This is a genomic window from Streptomyces rugosispiralis (assembly GCF_024505145.1).
GTDB classification, from domain to species: Bacteria; Actinomycetota; Actinomycetes; order Streptomycetales; family Streptomycetaceae; genus Streptomyces; species Streptomyces rugosispiralis.
This window is the reverse complement of sequence record NZ_JANIAA010000015.1, coordinates 1-16,769: the sequence shown is the minus strand read 5'-3', so window position 1 is coordinate 16,769 and position 16,769 is coordinate 1. Positions and strand designations below refer to the sequence as shown.

Sequence of the window (16,769 nt, the reverse complement as noted above, 5' to 3'; positions counted from 1 at the left end):
TGCCCGTGCGACGCCGATGAGAGGTGGGGAGCGGTGCGCGGAGCATGCGAGTCCTTGGTGTTGTTCGGCAGGTCGACGGTGGGCCGGTGGGTGTTTGCGCGCCTGGGTGTGATTCGTTACCGGGGAGCGGTGACGTCGCCGTACTCGCCGACCACGACCAACGCTTGGTTCTTCAGCGCGGTCGTGCCCTTGTTCCAGTACTCACTGTGGCCTTCCGATCCCGTGGTCGCTTGGGGGCCGCTGCCCTCGGCGTGCGTGTTCATCTGGTGCGCGCCGAAGGCATCGTCGCTGGGGATGAGGAATACGCCGCCGCCCATCTTCCACTGACTGCCGCCGTGACCCCAGCGGCCGATGTCCGGGACCTTGTCCCCGTCCGCTTCCTCGTTCCACACGTGCCCTTTCGGAACGTCCATCTCATGGGCCGAACCTACCTTTACCCCTGGGCTCCCGGCGAAGACCACATCATCCGCGTTGAGGTCGCCCGTCTGGGCCGCTGCCCCGATGAGGGTGGTGCCGTAGGAGTGCCCGATGGCCGTGCGGTGCGGCTCGCCGGAGCCACTGTACGAGGCGTCGAGACCGTCCATGAACTTCCGGTAAGCGGGCGCTCCGTCGTAGGCGTAGTGCTCGAACGGGGCATCTTTGACGATGCTCTGCGGGGCGTCGTAGCCGAGCCAGGTGATGGTCGACACGGAGGCATCCGGTGTCGCCTGCTGTGTCTGGCGCCACAGTTCGGTCATCCGGTCGACGTTGCCGCCGATACTGCCCAGGTTCGACGTCGTGCCGGGCACGTACACCGCCTGGTGCCGAGCGGTGTCCGGGTTGCCGTTGGCCACGATGGCCCGGCCGTTGCCCTCCGGACTGAAGCCGAGTAGATACGCCTCGGGCAAGCCGCCCTTGCCGGTCTGGTCGAACCGGGTCTGGATGGCGTTCATGCCCTTGAGGGATGACTCCAGGTGCCGGTACTGGTCGCCGTACTTCTTGTCCCACTCCATCCACTCGTCGGTGTGCACCTTGGAGGGGAACATGCCCGCGGTGATCCACGTCCACTCGTTCGCGGGCGGCTTGGGGATCCCGTTCAGCTGCGTCTGGTACTGGCCCCGCTTCTCGTCGAGGACGATGCGATTGGCCTCGTCCCGAGCCGTGGCGGGCAGGCCATCGAGCCCGCCGACGGTGTTCGGCTGGAGCGCGGTCCAGGCCGCCTGCTGTTCGGGGTCGAGCCCCTTCCACCAGTCCGCGTTGGCCTTCGGGCTGCCGTCCTTCGGGGGCTGCGGCAGGGAGTCCAGATAGTCCTGGCCCGCCCTGCGGACGCCCTCCGTGTCCTTCCCCGCGTCCGCCCAGTCCTCGGCGGACACGACCAGGTCGTCGTCCGCCTTGAGCTTGCGCAACTGCGGCGCCCACTTCTGGTCCGCGTCCGTGGCCTCCTTCAGGGCCTCCGCGATGCGGTTGGCGATGCCCTGGGCTATCGCGTAGTTCGGGTTCGGGTCGAAGTTGCCCGCCTGGCGCTGGATCGCCCGGACCTGCTCGGACAGGGTGCCGCTGGCCGAACCGGGCTGCGGCGGGGAACCGCCCGGGTTCTCACCGGCCGCCGGATAGGCCACCGAGCCATCGGCGCCCACCGTGAACTTGTGCTCGGCCGCCTCCGACAGCGCCCGCTTCAGTTTGTCCTGCGCCGGGCGCATGTCCGCCGCGAAGGCTTTCAGGGCTGTGCCGATCAGGCCGCACTCGACCTGCACGTAATGGAAGTCCTTCGCCACCTCGCGCAGTTGGACGACCGCGGCATCGACTGCCTCCCCCTTCAGCGCCTTCCGCATCTGGACGGTGATCCGCTGCTCCAGCGCGTCCTTCGCCTCGCTCCCCATGTCGCTGACCGAGCGGTAGCCGGTCGCCGCTTCCTCGAACTCGTGCAGCTTGAGCGTCTTCAGCGCATCGATGTCCATGGCTCAGGTCACTTTCCCTCGCCGCCGACGGCCGGGGTGTCGCGGTACTGCTTTCCCAGCTCCACGAAAAGGCCCTTGACGTTCTCGTCGGTGAGGAGCAGGTCCTTGCCCGCCCGCTCCAGGTTGCCCTGCAAGGTGGTGCATCGCCCGGACAGCTTGTCCAGGTACGTCTTCCAGCTCTGGTAGACCTCGGACTGCGCCGCCGCGGTCTCCACCTCTCCGTCGGTGGCAAGACCGTGCTGGCCGGTCTCGAGGGAGGTCAGCACCTTCTTCGCGTTGCTGCACAGGCCCCCGACGGCGCTGCCCGCCGCCGTCCACGCGGTCTTGCTGGACTTCACGCCCCCCTCGGCGCCGCCGTCCCCGGCGCTCGCCAGCCGCATCCCGGGCCCGCCCGCGGCACCATCCTTGAGACGCGCCCATTCCTCCTCGAACGAACCCATCTTCCCCCTCCAGTACGGCTTGCGCCGCGCATCACCCTCATCAGCCGCTGCCAGGCTGGAGGGAACAATACGGAGACTCATGAGTGCACGTACATACAAACCGGGCCGCGTTTCCAGATGTCGGCCCGTCGTGGATGGCCGGCTCACGGCAGGTGAGGGGACGGCATGGATGTGGTGGGGGTCTCCGGAGGCGACGCCCGGAGACCGGAACGGGTGGTTCAGTTCTCCCGGGGCCACCCCGTAGTCTCGCCGTATGACCTGGTCGCACGCGTTGAAGGAGACCGCCCGGACGGGCCTCGCGATCGAGCGGACCAGGACCGAGCCGCTGGTCGCGATCCGCGGCGCGTGCGGGGTCGCGCTCGTCGTCGGGGTGGCGCTGTGGCTGGGCTCGCCGACGCTCGCCGTCTCGGCGGCCTTCGGCGCCTTCTCCGCCGGGATCGCCACCTTCCAGCGCAGCTGGCGCCCCCGCCCCTGGCTGGCCCTGGCCGCCGCGAGCGGTCTCGCGGTGAGCACCTTCCTCGGCTATCTGGCCGCCGCCCACACCCTCACCTTCGTCCTCATGCTCTCCGTGTGGACGCTGATGACGGGCATGTCGTGGGCGGTCGGCCCGGTCTCCGGGCTGGTCTCCACCCAGATGGTGGCCGTCATGCTGATCACGGTCACCCTCCCGACCTCGGTCACGGGCGCCCTGGGGCACGCCCTGCTGGTCGGGCTCGGCGGTGTGGTGCAGGCCGCGCTGATCGTGCTCTTCCCGGTGCGGCCATGGGGCGTGCAGCGCGACGCCCTCGCCGACGCGCTCGCCGGCGTGGCTGACTACGCCCGCAGGCTGCGCCACGATCCGGTGGCGCCCTTCGACCCCAAACCGCTGATGGACGCCCGCAGTGCCGCCGCCGTGACACCCCGTCAGGCCCGGCGGCGGCCCCGCCAGCTGAGCGGCTACCGGCTGCTGGCCGAGCGGATCCGCCCGGTGCTCGCCTCGCTCGCCGATCCGGTGGTCGGCGCCCCCGAGGAGGGGCCCGAGCGCGACCGGGTGCGGGAACTGCTCGCCGCCACCGGCACCGTACTGGACGCGGTGGCCCACGCCATCCGCCGCGGCACACCGGTGCGGGTGCCCTCCGACGCCATGGCCGTGCTGCGGATGCCGGCGGACGGGCCCAGGCTGACCGGTGCCGCCCGCCGTGCCGCGCTGCGGCTCTTCTCGCTGGTGGCGGACGTGGTGGAGGCGTCCGACGAGCCGGTGGAGGAGGTGTCCGCCGAGGGCCGGATGGTGCACCGCTTCCTGCCCCGCCCCGGTATCGGGGGCACCGCCGCCGTGGCGCTGCGCGCCGTCCACCGCGAGGCCCGCTGGTCCTCGCCGGTGCTGCGCCACGCGGTGCGGCTGTGCGCGGTCAGCGTCAGCGGCTATCTGCTGAGCACGACGCTGCCGCTGGGCCACTCCTACTGGGCGCCGCTGACCTCCACCATGGTCCTGCGGCCGGACTTCGCCCAGACCTACTCCCGCGGTGTCGCCCGCTTCCTGGGCACCCTGGCCGGGGTGCTGGTCGGCGGCGGGGTGGTGGCGCTGGTCCACCCCGGCTCGTATCTGAGCGCCGCGCTGGCCGTGCTGGCCGTCCTGTCGATGTATCTGCTGCTGCGCACCGGTTTCATCGTGACCTCCGCGTGCGTGAGCGCGTATGTGGTCTTCCTGCTCAGCGTCGCGGGCGAGGCGTGGCATCAGACCGTGCAGGCGCGGGTGGCGCTGACGCTGCTGGGCGGGGTGCTGGCGATGGTCGCGTACGCGGTCTTCCCCGCCTGGGAGACGCCGCGGCTGCGGGACCGGCTCGCGGACTGGCTGGCCGCCAACGGCGCCTTCGCCACCGCCGTCTTCGACGCGTACGCCCGGCCCGCCGAACGCCGCCCCCGCCAGGTGCGGGACGCCCTGCTGGACGCCCGCGCGGCGCGGGCGGCGTGGGAGCAGAGCGAGACCCAGGCGCACCGGGAGCCGGTGCGCCACCGCGGGCTGTCGCGGCCCGCCGCGCGAGCCGCGCAGACGGCGCTGTCCATGATGGGCCGGGTCGCCATGTTGCTGGAGGCACATCTGCCGGAGCGGGACGCGCCGCCGTCGGAGGAGGCCGGGGACTTCGCCGCGGCACTGCGGCAGGCGCTGCCCGAGGCGGTGAAGGCGGTACGGGAGCGGCGGCCGCTCAACTGGTCGCCGGTGCACCAGTCGCTGGAGCGGTGGCGGCAGCGGTCCGGGGACCGTCCGGGGGTGGCGCTGCGCGACGCGGAGCAACTCGTCGACGCCCTGGACGATCTGGTGGAGGCGCTCAACAAGGGCGCACGGAAGTAACGCACGCCCCGTGACCCCAGTCAAGAAGAATCCCCCTAGACTAGGGGTGCCCCCTACATCATTGGGCGTGTTAATCATGAAGGGGCAGTGCTGTGCCGATGCGTCCTCGGATGCGTGCCCGGTACGCTCTGCCGTCTGTCCCCCACATTTTGCTTGACGAGTGAAAGACTTTCCCTACGCATGGGTGCACAGCGAGAAGACAGCGTCTGGATACGACGATTCCATCCGATGCCAGAGAGTCGCGCCCGTCTGGTCTGTCTGCCCCATGCCGGGGGTTCGGCGTCGTTCTTCTTCCCGATGTCCCAAACGCTTTCGTCGTCCGCCGATGTCCTTTGCGTGCAGTATCCGGGGCGTCAGGACCGGCGGCAGGACGCGCTGATCGAGAACATCGACGAGTACGCCGACACCATCGCCGCGGAGTTGAAGCCCTGGCTCGATCTCCCGGTCGTCTTCTTCGGGCACAGCATGGGCGCCGTTCTCGCGTTCGAGGTGGCCCGCCGGCTGGAGGAGGCCGATCCGGAGTTCTCCGCGCTCGCCCTCTTCGCCTCCGGCCGCCGGGCGCCGTCCCGTTACCGCGACGAGAATGTGCACCGGCGCGATGACGACGGCGTCGTACGCGAGATGAAGCTGCTGAGCGGCACCGATTCCCGCGTCCTCGGAAATGAGGAGATCCTGCGCATGGCGATGCCGGCGATTCGCGGTGACTACAAGGCGATCGAGACCTACCGCTCGGTGCCCGGCGCCGCCGTCCGCTCGCCGATCACCGTGCTGACCGGCGACAACGACCCCAGGACCAGCCTCGAGGAGGCGGAGGCCTGGCGGTCGCACACCACCGGCGCGTGTCATATCCGGGTGTTCCCGGGGGGCCACTTCTTCTTGGCCGGGCATCAAGGGCCGATTATGAGTCTCGTCGCGGAGGCGCTTTCGGGGTCGAGACCCTGAGTCGTCCGCCTCATCAGGTACCTGCCCGACGCTCTGGAAAACACCACTCGTCACGCTCGATGCCTCCGGCGGTCCGCTGGGGGCATCACGTGGCTTCATCGGGGGATGAATTCTTTGCCTGCGAACCTCTTCGAATGGGAGAACCACCTCTCCGCGCTGCGTGAAATGCTGCGCGGCGCGACGCAGGGCCGGGGTCGGCTGGCACTTGTCAGCGGTGCGGTGGCCAGTGGCAAGACCACACTGCTGAACACCTTTGCCGAACAGGCCATCGAAAGCGGTGCGTTGCTCCTGGAAGCGACCGGTTCGCGGGCCGAGCGGGACCTTCCCTTCGGAATTGTCCGAAAGATTTTCGATAGCGGTGCGATGTCCGCCGATGTGCGATCCGAAGTGATCGCGCTGCTTGACGGAAACGCGCTGGAAAGCACCGCCGCGGGGCGCATGCACGTGATGTCCCAGATTTCCTCGGCGTTGCTGCGGATGGTCGACGATCGCACACTTGTCGTCCTTGTCGACGATGTGCACTGCGGCGACGACCAGTCCCTGCAATTCCTGCTTCATCTGGCCCGGCGGGTGCGTCAGGCGAAGGTTCTCATCGTCCTCACCGAATCCCCCCGACTTCGCCAGGAACAGTTCACCTTCCACGCCGAACTGCTCCGTCAGCCCAACTGCGTGCGCATGCGGCTGCACATGCTCACCGAGTCGGGCGTCGCCGAGGCGCTCTCCGGCACCCTGTCCGCCACCGTCGCCGCCCGCCTCGCCCCCGAATGCCACCGCGTCTCCGGCGGCAACCCGCTGCTGCTGCGCGCCCTGCTGGAGGACTGGCGGACCGTCGGCGAGCACGGCGAGGCCCAGCAGCGCCCCGCGCCCGGCGAGGCGTTCGCCCACGCCGTTCTCGGCTGTCTGCACCGCGGCGAGCCCGAGGTGCTGCGGATCGCCCGCGGGGTGGCCGTCCTCGGCGACGCCCGCTCCCCGCGGCTGCTCGGCCAGCTCCTGGACCTCAGCGCCAGCACGGTCCAGCAGGGCGTCCAGGACCTGCACCAGTGCGCCATCCTGGAGCACAACGCCTTCCGCGACGAGGTGGCCCGTACCGCAGTGCTCGACGCGACCCCCGCCACCGCACGCGGCGCGCTGCACGCCCGCGCCGCCCGGCTGCTGCACGCCGACGGCGCCTCCGCGCTCGACGTGGCCCGGCAGTTGGTCTCCGCCCGGCAGGACGCCGAGCGCTGGACCGTCCCCGTTCTCCGCGAGGCCGCCGAATTCGCCCTGGTCGAGGAGGAGTTGGAGTTCGCGCTGCGCTGCCTCGAATGCGCCCACCACGCCTGCGCGCCCGGCTCCGAGCGCACCGCGCTCAAGGCCCGCCTGGTCAGCGTCGCGTGGCGGATCGGCCCGGCCACCGCCGAAAGCCATCTGCCGGAGCTCACCGAGGACGCCGAGCGGGGCCGGCTCGCCCCGCGCGACGTCGCTCCGATCACGTCCTACCTCGCCTGGTCGGGACGGCTGGACGCGGCGGCCGGCGCCGTTTCCGCGCTGGCCCGCTCGGCCGCCACCGGTGACGACTGCGCGATGACCGCCGCCGTCTCCGCCTCCGCCCAGTGGCTGACCATGCTCAGCCCCCCGCTGCGCGACCGCCTCCCCACCGTCGGGACCGGCGCCACCGGGACCACCGCCGGAGCCCCGCGCGACATGGCCGACCTGGCCCACGCCCACGCCGCCGCCACCATGTCCGCCGTGCTCACCGAGGGCCAGGCCGACCGCGCCGTCATCGAGGCCGAGCGGGTGCTGCAGCGCTACCACCTGAGCGACAGCACCCTCCAGCCGCTGGCCGTGGCGCTGATGGCACTCGTGCTGGCCGGCCGGCTCGACCTCGCCCTGTCCTGGTGCGAGCGGCTGCAGGGCGAATGCTCCTCCCGCCGCGTGCCCACCTGGCAGGCGCTGCTGTCCGCCGTACGGGCCGAAATCGCGCTGCGCCAGGGCGATCTGCAGGTCGCCGCGCACCAGGCGCGCACCGCGATGTCACGGATCTCGGTCCAGGGCTGGGGTGTGGGCATCGGACTGCTGCTGTCCACCCTGATCCAGGCCGAGACCGGGATGGGCCACTACGACGAGGCCATGGCGCTGCTCGAACAACCCCTGCCCGAGGAGCTCTTCCAGACCCTCCCCGGGCTCTTCTACCTGCGCGCCAGAGGCCGCTGCCACCTGGCCACCGGCCGCTACCACGCCGCGCTCGGCGACTTCACGGCCGCCGGTGAGCTGATGGCCGCCTGGCGGATGGACATCCCGCTGCTGAGCCCCTGGCGGCTGGACGCCGCCGAGACCTGGCTGGCCCTCGGCGACCCGGCACGCGCCCGCGCCCTGGCCGAGGAGCAGTTGCGGCTGGGCCCGGAGGACGCCCGGCTGCGCGGCGCGCTGCTGGTCGTGCTCGCCCGCACCGACGAGCTCAAGCGCCGGGTGCCCCGGCTCAAGGAGGCCGTGGAGATCCTGGAGGGTGGCGACGACCGCGTCCAGCTGGCCGTCGCCCTCGGTGAACTCGGCCGCGCGTACCGCTCGCTGGGCGACTTCAACCGGGGCCGGGTGCTCGTCCGCAAGGCCTGGCACGTGGCCAAGACCTGCGGCGCCGATCCGCTCTGCCGTGAGCTGATGCCCCGGCACGCGGACCCCGGCGAGCTCGCGGCGGCCGCCGCGCAGCCGGGCCCGGGGACCGAGGCGCAGCGCGATGTGGAGGCGCTGACCGAGGCGGAGGTGCGGATCGCGGTGCTGGCCGCGCACGGCAACACCAACCGGGAGATCGCGTCCAAGCTGTTCGTCACCGTCAGCACGGTGGAGCAGCACCTGACCCGCATCTACCGCAAGCTGAACGTCAAGCGCCGCCGCGACCTCCCCGCGAAGCTCTCCGACAGCAGCCTCACGGGGACGGTGTAGCGGGGTCCGCTCAGCTCAACAAGCCGTGTTCCATGGCCTTCATCACCGCGGCCGTGCGGTCGGACACACCGAGTTTCCGATACGACCGCAGCAGATGCGTCTTGACCGTGGCCTCGCTGACGAACAGCTCGGCGCCGATCTCGGCGTTGGTCAGCCCCCGGCCGACCAGCCGCAGCACCTCGCGCTCACGGCCGGAGAGCGGGGACGGCTCGGGCGCCCGGGGGCGGAAGAGCTTGCCCGCGAGGGACGGGGTGAGCACGGTCTCGCCACGCGCCGCGGTCTGCACCGCGTCGATCAGCTCCTGACGTGAACTGCCCTTCAGCAGATAGCCCGCGGCGCCCGCCTCCACCGCGCGCAGGATGTCGGAGTCGTCCTCGTACGTGGTCACGATGACCACCTTGCAGCTTGGCACCTGGCGCAGGATCTGACCGGTGGCCTCGACCCCGTCCATTCCGCCCATGCGCAGATCCAGCAGGGTGATGTCCGGCCGCAGCGCGACCGCCTGGACCACCGCCTCCTCACCGGAACCGGCCTGCCCGACCACCGTGATCCCCTCGGCGGACTCCAGCATGGCGCTCAGCCCCTCCCGCACCACGGGATGGTCGTCGGCCAGCAGGACCCTGATCGGGCTCGACCCGCCCGGCGTGCTGTCAGCCACGCGACTCCTCCCCGGCCGGCGCCGTCATCGGCACGCTCACCTCCACGGTGGTGCCCCGTCCGGGGCCGCTGGTGACGGACGCCACCCCGTCGATCTCCGCCACCCGGGCCTGCATACCGCGCAGCCCGTAGCCTTCCTGGCCGCCGTCCGGGGTGAACCCCTCGCCGTCGTCGCGGACCATCAGCCGGACGCCGTCCTGGTCGAAGACCACGATCACATCGACCGTACGGGCCTGTTTGGCGTGCTTGCGCACATTGGCGATGGCCTCCTGCACCGTACGCAGCAGCACCACGTTCACCGCCATCGGCAGCGACTTCTCCTCGCCCATCACCGAACACCGCACCTCAAGGCCGGTCTCGGCGATCAGGCCCTCCGCCTGCCGCCGCACCGCCTGGGACAGCGAACCGCCACGCAGCGCGGGCGGGGTGAGGGCGGCCACGAAGCCCCGGGCCTCGGCGAGCGACTCCTTGGCCACCCGCCCGGCCAGCGACAGATGGTCCACCGCCTGGTCCGGGGCCGCGCGCACCTCCGACTCGGCCGCCTGCACCAGGCTGATGATGCTGGTCAGGCCCTGCGCCAGGGTGTCGTGGATCTCCCGGGCCAGCCGCTCGCGCTCGGCCGAGATACCGGCCTCGTGGGAGAGCCTGGCCACCCGCTCCCGGCTGTGCCGCAACTCCTCGATGAGCAGTCCGCGCTCCTTGCTCTGCCGCACCACCCGCTTGATCCACATCCCCAGCAGCACCGACAGCGCGATGCTCAGCAGCGAGATGGGCAGCACACCCAGGACGCTCAGCCCCAGGTCCGCACCGGTGAACGCCACCACCAGCACGGGGCAGAGATTGGCCACCGTGGCCAGCACCACCGCCGAGGCCATCGGCAGGCTCATGATCAGCATCGGGATGACCGCGAACAGCGCGAACGCGCCGATGAGGTTGAACGCCGTGGTGAGACAGAACAGCGTCACCAGGCCCGCCGCGAAGACCAGGTTCCGCGGTCCGTAGGTGTCCTCGATCATCAGCGTCCGGCCGACCGCCGCGTACCAGGGCACGATGAGGGTCAGCGCGGCGATCGGGATGGAGTGGTTGACCTGCGAGCCGCCGGAGAGGAAGAGCAGGACCGCCGTAACGAGATAGGAGACGGCGAAGAAGCCGTCCCACAGGCCGAACCAGCGGGTGCCGGACTCGGGACCGTAGTACGCCCCGGTCTGCGAGCCGTCCCCCGGAGAGTGATTGCGCACGGCTCAGTACTACCACGCGTGTCCACCGTGTCCACCGGACGGTTGACAGTCGGAACCCACCGTTCAGTCGTCTCGCCGTGGCTCGCCCGCTTCTAGCGTTGAGCTAGGCGAGGCGGAGCACCGTCACACCGAACGCACATCCCCTTTTGGCTTGGAGAACGTCGCATATGCCACAGATGAGCCAGTTCCTGTCCGCACTGATCGCCAGTGGCACGATCCTGATCATCATCCTGGCGACCGACATCGGCCGCCGCCGCATCACCACGATGCGGATGGTGCGCTCGGTCATCGCCGTGGCCGTGGTCATCGCGATCTTCGTCGACTCCTTCCCGACCAAGGGCAACGACATTTCCCTGCAGCTCGTGGGCGTCGGCACCGGCGTCATCTGCGGTCTGATCGCCGGAGTGCTGCTGCCCGCCTACAAGGACGCCACGTCCGGTGAGCTCTACACCATCGGTGGCATCGGCTACGCCCTGGTGTGGATCGTCCTCTCCGGCGGACGCGTCCTCTTCGCCTACGGCGCCGAGCACTGGTTCACCATGGACCTGGTCAAGTTCTCCATCGACTACAAGATCAGCGGCCAGGACACCTACGCCAACGCCTTCGTCTTCATGTCGCTGGCCATGGTGCTGACCCGAACCGCCGTGCTGCTGGCCAAGATGCGCAAGCTGAAGGACCAGAACACCGGAACCGGTCAGCTGCCGCGGCAGACCGTCACCGGTGCGTCGGTCTGAGCCGCCTGATTTCATAGGCCACCAACCCCCGCCGGGCACCGTCCCGGCACCCGTCAGACGCAAGAGCAGGGTGAAGCAGTGGAAAGCCATGACAATCTGAGGCTCCGACCGCCCCGGCACCGGGTCGACCGCCGTGCGATCGGCTGGTGGACGCTGCAGTCCGCACTCTTCGCCCTGCCCCTGCCGCTCGTCTTCGGGATCCTGTGGGCCTCCATTCCCCCCACGCGTGAGTTCTTCATGTGGGCCACGCTGATCTCGCTGGTCCCCGGGCTGCTCTACATGGCCGTCATGCCGGCCTGGCGCTACCGGGTCCACCGCTGGGAGGCCACCAACGAGGCGGTCTACGCGGCCTCCGGCTGGCTCTGGCAGCAGTGGCGGGTCGTGCCGCTGTCCCGGGTGCAGACGGTGGACACCCTGCGCGGCCCGATCCAGCAGCTGTTCGGGCTCTCCGGTGTCACCGTGACCACCGCCTCCGCCGCGGGCGCGGTGAAGATCAAGGGCATCGACCACAAGCTGGCCGGGGACCTGGTGGAGTACCTGGCCAAGTGCACCCAGGCCGTGCCGGGAGACGCCACATGAGCTCCGAGACCACCGTGCGGCCGGACCTCCACGCGGCGGGCCGCGACTGGGGGCGGCTCAACGGGCGGCTGCTCCTGGTCAACCTCTCCATCCTCGCCGCGCCGGTGGCCATGTTCCTGGCCAGCCTCGCGGTCACCGGAGGCAAGACCAACCTCCAGGTCATCATCACCCTCGGCTCGCTGTTCGTGACCTTCCTGGTCATCAGCGGCATCGGGCTGATGCGGCTGTTCACCACCTGCTACCGGCTCACCGAGGACCGCTTCGAGCTCCACACCGGGCTGCTCTTCCGCAGCGAGCGCTCGGTCCCGATCGGCCGCATCCGCGGTGTCGACGTCACCGCCAACCCGGTGCACCGGATCTTCGGCCTCACCACGCTGCGCATCGACAGCGGGGACCAGAGCGACGCCGCCGCCCGCAGGCTCGCCCTCGACGGCATCACCAAGGCCGACGCGGTGGAGCTGCGCCGCCAGATCATCGCGCTGCGCGACGCCGGCCGGGCCCGGCCGGTGGCCGACAGCGACGGTGTGCTCAGCCGGCTGGACTGGTCCTGGCTGCGCTACGGCCCGCTGACCGTCTGGGGCGTGGGCGGTGTCTTCATCGCCGCCGCCAGTACGTACCGCACCCTGAGCGAACTCCAGGTGAACCCGCTCGACCTCGGCGTCGTCAAGGACCTCGAGGACCGCTTCGGCACCATTCCGCTCTGGTACGGAATCCTGCTGGCCGTCGTCGTCATCGTCGTCCTCGGCATGATCGGCTCCTCCGCCACCTTCATCGAGAACTGGGCCGGTTACGAACTGCGCCGCGAGGACGGCGGAATCCTCCGCATCCGCCGCGGACTGCTGGCCACCCGCTCCGTGAGCATCGAGGAACGCCATCTGCGCGGCCTCGAACTCGTCGAGCCCGTCCCGCTGCGCTGGGCCAGGGGCGCCAAGCTCAACGCCGTCGCCAGCGGCCTGGGCAATCAGGAGGACAACCGCAGGCGCCGCGGACTGACCCCGCCCGCCCCGCGCGACGAGGCCATGCGGGTCGCCGCCCAGGCGCTGCCGACCGGCCCCGGGCTGATCGAGCGCAAGGGCCTCCTCGCGCACCCCAAGGCGGCCCTGCGGCGCCGGATCAACCGCGCCCTCATGTGGTCGGTCCTGATCGCGGCCGTCCCGGTGGGCCTGGGCCTGTGGCTGGGCGAGTGGCTCGTCATCACCGGCGTGATCACCGGCGTGGTGCTGGTGCCGCTCCTGGTGGCGTTCGCCTTCAGCGCCTACCACAGCCTCGGCCACGGGCTGCGCGACCGCTATCTGGCCGCCTGCTCCGGCGCGTTCGCCCGCCGCACCGTCGCCCTCCAGCGCGACGCGATCGTCGGCTGGAAGTTCTCCCGGACGCCCTTCCAGCGCCGGGCCGGGCTGATCACCCTCGGCGCCACCACCGCCGCGGGCGAAGGCGTCTACCACGTGCACGACCTGACCGAAGGCCAGGGAATCGCCCTCGCCGAGACCGCGGTACCGGGGCTGCTGGCCCCGTTCATCGAGAGAGCCCCCGACCGCGGCTGACCCCCCGAGACCAACTGGCGATCCCCCGAGAGGTGGAGGGGCGGACCGAAAGGCCGCCCCTCCACCTCTGAACCCCGCCACCTCCGAGCCCCTCCATCTCTGAAAGACTGAATACTGGGCGCATTATTTGCTCGAGATCCTTGTCGCGACCGGAATTCTCATGCACTCTGGTGAATTAACGGTGGCCATTGCGCGATACCCCTCGGATACGGGACCCCAAAGAGATGATAGGGGTCCATAGGGGGTTTGAAGGGGTTTCTGGTCGCCCTGCCCTGTGTAAAGCTGACGTACGGTCTTGGTGTTATGTCTGCGAGGGTAATGGGGCGCGCGATGGTGAGTGAGTCCGTGGATTTCACGCCCGAGCACACCGAAAAGGGGGGGACGAGTCCCGAAGGGGCGTCCCCGTGGCGTGACCGGCTCGCCGCGCTCCCCGAGGCCGAGCGCGCCGAGGCCCTGGCCACCTGGGTCGGCGAGATCGTCGAACAAGCCCTCAAGGACAAGGCGCCGGATGTCCTCGACCCCGAGCGCCCCTTCCTCGACCTGGGCTTCGACTCCCTCGCCACGGTCGATCTGCACGCCCGGCTGACCGCCGCCACCGGACTGCGGCTGCCGGTCACCCTCGCCTTCGACCACCCCACCCCCGCCGACCTCGCCCGCCATGTGCGGGCCGAACTGCTCGGCGCGGACGACGACTCCGACACTTCCCCGGCCGACGCCGGAATGGGCCCGATGGCCGCCGACGAACCCATCGCCATTGTCGGAATGAGCTGCCGGTTCCCCGGTGCGGTCGGCTCTCCCGAGGAACTGTGGGAAATCGTCGCGGGCGGAAAAGACGTCATCTCCGAATTCCCGGTGACCCGGGGCTGGGATCTCGCCGGACTTTACGACCCCGACCCGGACCGGCCGGGCAGCAGCTATACCCGCGAAGGCGGATTCCTGCACGACGCCGCCGAGTTCGATCCGGCGTTCTTCGGAATCTCCCCGCGCGAGGCCCTCGCGATGGATCCGCAGCAGCGGCTGCTGCTGGAGACCTCCTGGGAGGTCTTCGAACGCGCCGGTATCGACCCCGCGACCGTCCGGGGCGGCCGGACCGGTGTGTTCGTCGGCGCCGAGACCCAGGACTACGGCCCCCGGCTGCACGAGGCCGAGCAGGGCTTCGAGGGCTATCTGGTCACCGGCAACGCCGCCAGCGTCGCCTCCGGCCGGATCGCCTACACCTTCGGCTTCGAAGGCCCCACCGTCACCGTCGACACCGCCTGCTCCTCCTCGCTGGTGGCGCTCCACCTGGCCGTCCAGGCGCTGCGCGCGGGCGAGTGCACCATGGCGCTCGCCGGCGGCGCGGCGGTCATGGCCAACCCCGGCTCGTTCATCGCCTTCAGCCGCCAGCGCGGCCTCGCCCCCGACGGCCGCTGCAAGCCGTTCGCCGCCGCGGCCGACGGCACCGCGTGGGGCGAGGGCGTCGGCATGCTGCTCGTCGAGCGGCTCTCGGAGGCCCGCCGACACGGCCACCGGGTCCTCGCCGTCGTCCGTGGCACCGCCATCAACCAGGACGGCGCCAGCAACGGCCTCACCGCCCCCAGCGGCCCCGCCCAGCAGCGCGTCATCCGGCAGGCCCTCGCCAACGCCGGACTGACGGCCGCCGACGTGGACACCGTCGAGGCCCACGGCACCGGTACGACGCTCGGCGACCCCATCGAGGCCCAGGCGCTGCTCGCCACCTACGGCCGGGACCGCGAGGCGGACCGGCCGCTGTGGCTCGGCTCGCTCAAGTCCAACATCGGCCACACCCAGTCGGCGGCCGGTGTCGGCGGCATCATCAAGATGGTCATGGCGATGCGGCACGGGGTGCTGCCACGGACGCTGCACGTGGACGAGCCGACCCCGCATGTCGACTGGACCGCCGGTGACATCGAGCTGCTGACCGAGGCGCGGCCCTGGCCGGAGAGCGACCGCCCGCGCCGCGCGGGCGTCTCGTCGTTCGGCATGAGCGGCACCAACGCGCACGCCATCATCGAGCAGCCGCCGGTCGAGGACGCGGAGCGGAACGAGCCCGAGGAGCCCGAGGAGCCCGAGGGCTCTACGGAACCCGCTCTGCTGCCCTGGGCCCTCTCCGCGAAGACCACCGAGGCCCTCCAGGGCCAGGCCGAGCGGCTGCACGCGCTGCTGGAGGCCGACCCCGGCCTCGCGCTCACCGACATCGGCCACTCCCTGGCCACCACCCGCGCCACCTTCGAACAGCGCGCCGTGCTCCTCGCCGGTGACCGCGACGGCTTCCGCACCGCCCTGCGCACCCTCGCCGACGGTGGCGACGGGCCGTCGGTCGTGCGCGGCGCCCCGGCCGCCGGAAAGCTCGCCCTGCTGTTCACCGGACAGGGCAGCCAGCGCCTCGGCATGGGCCGCGAGCTGCACGCCGCCTACCCCGTCTTCGCCGAAGCCCTCGACGACGCCTGCTGGTACCTCGAGGAGCAGCTCGAACTCCCGCTCCTCGACGTCCTCTTCGCCGAGGAGGGCAGCCCCGAGGCCGCCCTCCTGGACCGCACCGACTACACCCAGCCCGCCCTGTTCGCCATCGAGGTCGCGCTCTACCGCCTCCTCGAGTCCTGGGGGCTGCGCCCCGAGCTGCTCGCCGGACACTCCATCGGCGAACTCGCGGCCGCCCATGTGGCGGGCGTGCTGTCCCTGGAGGACGCCGCCGCCCTGGTCGCCGCCCGTGGCCGGCTGATGCGGGAGCTTCCGGCCGGTGGCGCGATGGTCGCGGTGCAGGCGTCGGAGGACGAGGTGCTGCCGCTGCTCGCCGGGCGCGAGGACCGGATCGGCATCGCCGCGATCAACGGCCCCCACTCCGTCGTCGTCTCCGGCGCCGAGGAGGACGCGCTGGATATCGCGGCGTCCTTCGAGGAGCGGGGCCGTAAGACCAAGCGGCTCACCGTCAGCCACGCGTTCCACTCCCCGCTGATGGACGGCATGCTCGCCGAATTCCGGCGCGTCGCCCAGGTGCTGGAGTACGCGCCGCCGCGCATCCCCGTGGTCTCCACCGTCACCGGGCGCGTCGCCACCGCCGAGGAGCTGTGCTCGCCCGAGTACTGGGTGCGCCACGTCCGCGAGGCAGTCCGCTTCCTCGACGGTGTGCACACCCTGGCCGACAAGGGCGCCACCACCTTCCTGGAGCTCGGCCCCGACGCCGTGCTCACCGCCATGGCCCAGGACTGTCTGCCCGACGCCGACGGCACCGCGTACGCCGCCGCGCTGCGCGGCGGGCGCCCCGAGGCGGAGACCCTGACGGCCGCTGTCGCGCTGGCGTACGTCCGGGGCAAGAAGGCCGACTGGGCCGCCCCGTACGCCACCACCGGCGCCCGCGTGATCGACCTGCCCACCTATGCCTTCCAGCGCCAGCAGTACTGGCTCAACGCCCCGGTCCCGGCGGCGTCGGGGGCTGTGCCTGGTGGTGCT

11 protein-coding genes are annotated in these 16,769 nt (G+C 71.0%); 7 read left to right on the top strand and 4 right to left on the bottom strand.

The features are described from left to right. Positions 1-116: 116 nt before the first annotated feature. The gene (locus NP777_RS22660; protein ID WP_256652007.1) at positions 117-1,937 is read right to left on the bottom strand and encodes an alpha/beta hydrolase; all 1,821 of its coding nucleotides are present in this window, start codon (positions 1,935-1,937) and stop codon (positions 117-119) included. Between the two features lie 8 nt (positions 1,938-1,945). After that, on the bottom strand, positions 1,946-2,377 hold the full coding sequence (locus NP777_RS22655; RefSeq protein WP_256652006.1) for a hypothetical protein: 432 nt from the start codon (positions 2,375-2,377) through the stop codon (positions 1,946-1,948). 253 nt (positions 2,378-2,630) lie between these two features. Here NP777_RS22655 and NP777_RS22650 point away from each other — a divergent pair, with 253 nt between their 5' ends. From NP777_RS22650 to NP777_RS22640, 3 genes are all read left to right on the top strand, one after another. Continuing rightward, positions 2,631-4,706 carry an FUSC family protein gene (locus NP777_RS22650; RefSeq protein WP_256652005.1) on the top strand — a complete coding sequence of 692 codons (2,076 nt, stop codon included), beginning with the start codon at positions 2,631-2,633 and terminating at the stop codon, positions 4,704-4,706. A gap of 180 nt (positions 4,707-4,886) precedes the next feature. Next, positions 4,887-5,648 carry a thioesterase II family protein gene (locus NP777_RS22645; RefSeq protein ID WP_256652139.1) on the top strand — a complete coding sequence of 254 codons (762 nt, stop codon included), beginning with the start codon at positions 4,887-4,889 and terminating at the stop codon, positions 5,646-5,648. Positions 5,649-5,753: 105 nt separating this feature from the next. Then, the gene (locus NP777_RS22640; RefSeq protein WP_256652004.1) at positions 5,754-8,567 is read left to right on the top strand and encodes a helix-turn-helix transcriptional regulator; all 2,814 of its coding nucleotides are present in this window, start codon (positions 5,754-5,756) and stop codon (positions 8,565-8,567) included. A 10-nt stretch (positions 8,568-8,577) separates the two neighbouring features. Here NP777_RS22640 and NP777_RS22635 read toward each other — a convergent pair whose 3' ends face one another. Then, positions 8,578-9,225 (bottom strand): response regulator, encoded by a 648-nt coding sequence (locus NP777_RS22635; RefSeq protein ID WP_256652003.1) that lies wholly within the window; start codon positions 9,223-9,225, stop codon positions 8,578-8,580. Further along, positions 9,218-10,462, bottom strand: a complete 1,245-nt coding sequence (locus NP777_RS22630) for a sensor histidine kinase (protein ID WP_256652002.1) — start codon at positions 10,460-10,462, stop codon at positions 9,218-9,220. The genes NP777_RS22635 and NP777_RS22630 overlap by 8 nt, the downstream gene beginning before the upstream one ends. 167 nt (positions 10,463-10,629) lie before the next feature. Between NP777_RS22630 and NP777_RS22625 the strand changes: the two genes are divergently transcribed. From NP777_RS22625 to NP777_RS22610, 4 genes are all read left to right on the top strand, one after another. Beyond that, entirely contained in the window at positions 10,630-11,196 is a 567-nt protein-coding gene (locus NP777_RS22625; protein WP_256652001.1) for a hypothetical protein, read from the top strand. A 78-nt stretch (positions 11,197-11,274) separates the two neighbouring features. After that, positions 11,275-11,775, top strand: coding sequence for a PH domain-containing protein (locus NP777_RS22620; RefSeq protein ID WP_256652000.1), 501 nt, complete (start codon positions 11,275-11,277; stop codon positions 11,773-11,775). Further along, complete coding sequence (locus tag NP777_RS22615; protein ID WP_256651999.1) at positions 11,772-13,319, top strand: PH domain-containing protein; 1,548 nt, start codon at positions 11,772-11,774, stop codon at positions 13,317-13,319. The genes NP777_RS22620 and NP777_RS22615 overlap by 4 nt, the downstream gene beginning before the upstream one ends. 345 nt (positions 13,320-13,664) lie before the next feature. Continuing rightward, positions 13,665-16,769, top strand: a 3,105-nt coding sequence (locus NP777_RS22610) for a type I polyketide synthase (protein WP_391858552.1), incomplete at its 3' end; no start/stop codon positions are given.